Annotated in this window: 5 protein-coding genes and 1 pseudogene; 1 reads left to right on the forward strand and 5 read right to left on the reverse strand. The window is 68.4% G+C overall.

What is annotated here, in order from left to right; all coding sequences use genetic code 11:
• From HUV01_RS14205 to HUV01_RS14215, 3 genes are all read right to left on the reverse strand, one after another.
• A partial coding sequence (locus HUV01_RS14205) for a terminase large subunit domain-containing protein (RefSeq protein ID WP_174298863.1) occupies window positions 1-740 on the reverse strand: 740 nt, incomplete at its 3' end.
• Between the two features lie 95 nt (window positions 741-835).
• The gene (locus HUV01_RS14210; protein ID WP_174298864.1) at window positions 836-1,291 is read right to left on the reverse strand and encodes a hypothetical protein; all 456 of its coding nucleotides are present in this window, start codon (window positions 1,289-1,291) and stop codon (window positions 836-838) included.
• A gap of 6 nt (window positions 1,292-1,297) precedes the next feature.
• On the reverse strand, window positions 1,298-1,633 hold the full coding sequence (locus tag HUV01_RS14215; protein WP_217431021.1) for a hypothetical protein: 336 nt from the start codon (window positions 1,631-1,633) through the stop codon (window positions 1,298-1,300).
• A 13-nt stretch (window positions 1,634-1,646) separates the two neighbouring features.
• On the opposite strand from HUV01_RS14215, the gene HUV01_RS14220 reads away from it, so the two are divergent.
• Window positions 1,647-1,823 (forward strand): hypothetical protein, encoded by a 177-nt coding sequence (locus tag HUV01_RS14220; RefSeq protein ID WP_174298866.1) that lies wholly within the window; start codon window positions 1,647-1,649, stop codon window positions 1,821-1,823.
• A gap of 22 nt (window positions 1,824-1,845) precedes the next feature.
• On the opposite strand, the gene HUV01_RS14225 is transcribed toward HUV01_RS14220, so the two are convergent.
• Together HUV01_RS14225 and HUV01_RS14230 are read right to left on the reverse strand one after the other, a co-directional pair.
• Entirely contained in the window at window positions 1,846-2,622 is a 777-nt protein-coding gene (locus HUV01_RS14225) for a TIGR04255 family protein (RefSeq protein ID WP_174298867.1), read from the reverse strand.
• Window positions 2,623-2,715: 93 nt separating this feature from the next.
• A pseudogene (locus tag HUV01_RS14230) lies at window positions 2,716-3,176 on the reverse strand (hypothetical protein); the annotation flags it as partial.

Genomic DNA, 3,176 nt, shown 5'->3' on the forward strand with positions numbered 1-3,176 from the left:
CGGTCCGGGCGGCACATCGCCCGGCTCGGCACGTCTCCGTTTCGCCGCGGACGCCCTTTGACAATCTGAGAACAGGTATCACATTGTGGGATAACCGCGACGACGGCGCGCGGCCGCTCCCCGCGGCGCAGCCCGAGCTGCAGCATGTCCCAAGCGGCCTGCGCGTGGCGCCACTTGCCCAGCTCGTCGCACCAGGCGATGTCGTGCTCCGGCCCGCGCAGCCCCTGCGGACTGCGGCCGGAGAACAGCGAGGCCACCGCGCCGTTGGTCCATTCCAGCCGGCGGTCGGCGGCCCGCCACCGCGCGATCTCCCCCGGCCTTGCGAGCGCGAGCAGCCCGCTGGGGCCTTCCACCATGATCGAGCGCGCGTCCTCGACCGTCGCCCCGACCAGAGCCACCCGGAACGCGCGGGATCGGCCGACAGGTCGGCAGGGCCGAGCCTGTTCGACGTCACGGGATTCGCTCCCGTGACGGCTCGCCGCCCGAGGGGACTCCACCCCCTCCCCCCAGGCGCGCACCTCGCCCAGCACCCACTCCGCCCCCGCCCGCGTCTTCCCGAACCCGCGCCCGCCCATGACCACCCACGTCCGCCAGTCCCCCGCGGGCGCCGCCTGCCCGTCATGCGCCCACTCCCCGAACTCGCGCGCCCAGCGGCGCAGATGCCCATCGGGCAACGACCGCACGACCGCCGCCTGCTCCTCCGGCGGGAGGCGGAGGAGGGTGGCGAGCAGCGGGGGCATGGGGGGCTCCGTTTGTGGGGGAGGCGGGTCGATGGGCGGACGCCGGCGTTTCGACCGGTGGGCGACCAACCACAGAAGCCAGGGTATCGAGACGACTAGTTCAGACTGCTTCGTTGACTTGCCGACTGGCGCTTCACCTCGTCGACGTCGATGGCTTCCAGTATCTCGCACTGGTCGGCCAAGCTGCGCGCTGCTGCACGTATCTGCGCCTTGGTCATCCCAGCCATACGTATTTCGCCGTGATGTGGATTTCCGGCGACCGGCACGTGCAGGACTGTCGCCCTCCGCGCCGTTATCGCATCCACCCGGTGGGCCACCAACGCAACTGCGCGCGGCATCGCGGGATACCGGGAGCGGGCGTTAAGTCCGGACCGCACCAGCGACTCCTCGAGATCGACCGAGACGCTGCCGTCGCTCTGGGGCCTGAACGCCGCCGACGACACCCGATAGCCTCCAGGCCGATCCATCGCTTCTGTGACTTGTTCGGGTGCTTGCACCTCGCGCAAAGCGCGCAGGCCGCCGCTTAACGGCGAAATGATCTCGACCGCCACCCGGCGTCAGGCGAACGCAGGCCGTTCTACGTCCAGCCGCCCGGCCCATCGCGCGAGCATCTGCTCGGCCTCGGCGCCTTCCGCCTCGTGCTCCACGCCCGTCGCACGATCCTCGCTCCAGGCCGCGACCTCGCCATCCGCTTCGAAATAGATCTCGAAACGATGATCGGCCGTGTACCACTCAGCTTGCAAGCCGCCGTCCGCGAGGGGCACGATCGCCGGCGCATCGACACCGGGCAGATTGCGCAACGCGTGTTCTAGGATGCTGCCCGCGCGCGCCATGATCGCCGGATCGGGCGCGACCGAAGCGGGACCGTCCCAACCGTCGCGCAAGGCGCGCAACGCGGCGAACCTCGTGCGCATCGTCCTGATATTGGTGACCCTCGCGATGACGCTGCGCGTCGACGAGTTCGTGTCATCGGCCGTCGTCCGGTCCGGCCAGCTATGGATCACGGCGGAGCGATTGGGGACGATCGCCGCCGCCGGCGTCGTCGACGCGGTGAAGATGCCGATCGCGTTCGCCGCTCGATGAATGCCGTGCATGCGCATCGTTCCTATCTAGCGCTCGTCGCTGGTTTGACCACCCGGCGAAAGAGGCCGTGCGCCGCCTGATGCGCGCTGCCGAACGGCCGTGACAGATCGCTCCATCCTCCGCTCGCATCGAACCGCGCGGTGGTCTCCAACGTCGCCACCTCCACGCCGTCCGGCGATGATGCGGGGCCGGAAGCGGTCACGTCGAGATATCCGTCCTGCTCGTCCGGCAGGCTTTCGGCCCAGCTATAATCGAACATATATGCTGGATTTTTCTCCGGCGGGCTGACGAAACCGAAGATGTCCGAAATGCACCTCGGCGTCCCATCCTCCGTCTGAAGGGTGAAAGCGTCCGTATAGGCAAGCTCGCCGACACTCGGCGCGATCTCGATGTCGCGCGCGCCAGCCCAGCTGACGATGGCCCCTATATGACGCTTGAACTGGGTGAACAGCGCGTCGAACCCCGGATAATCGGGCTTGGCATCCAGCGTCGACGTCCTGTTCCAACTGAACGAAACGCGATCGTTCTGAAACAGCACCTGGGTTCCGGTCGATTCAGAGGCAAAGGCCAGACGCGGCAAACCCATGATCTGGGCCAGATCGGGCTCGTTCTGTTCAAGCTGAAACGACATCGGTCCCGCCCGCTTGAGTTGCTTGAAGACGGGAAACTCATCGCGGAACAACCGTTGCACGTCGGCAAGGTCCAGGATGCTGAGGTCGGACAGGGCTGGCGTGAACGATACGGTCAGGAAGAGCTGAACAATCGGGGCTTCGTCCGGCTCGATCATCATCGCGGTCATATCCGCCTCCTTTTCGAAGTCAATCGAGCCGCTCGCGAGCGACGATAACGACGATTGCATCAAGAAATGGTTCAGCGGGGTCGAACGCCCCCCTCACCCGCCCATCGCCCGCACCCGGCGCAGCACCTCCGCGCGGACCTCGTCCATCGAGGGTTCCGCGCGGCGTCGCAGGCGGCGGTCGTCGGGTTCGCCCTTCGCCTCCGCGCGGTGCGCCTTCCACAGGATGATCGCCTGGTCGATCGTCATCCCCGGCCCCTGATCAACCAACCCGCGCGCGGCCGGGGGCGGGCACGCCGGCGCGAGCGGGGACGGGTCGAGCGTGTCGTTGGCGGCGCGGACCAGATGCTCCTCCAGCCGCTCCCAGCCCTCGCGCAGCGCCGTGCGCCACTGGTCGGCGAAGCCCGGCCACTTCGCCTTGCGCGCGTACAGCGCCGCCGGCGACACGCGAGCGGCCGCCGCGGCGGCGGTGACGTTGCCCGTCGCGGCCAGCTCCTCCAGGAACAGCTGCTCCTTGCCCGTCGACCAGCGGTTCGTGCCCGCGCGCTCGATGCGCG

It is taken from the genome of Sphingomonas bacterium (assembly GCF_903643035.1).
Classification (GTDB): Bacteria; Pseudomonadota; Alphaproteobacteria; order Sphingomonadales; family Sphingomonadaceae; genus Sphingomonas.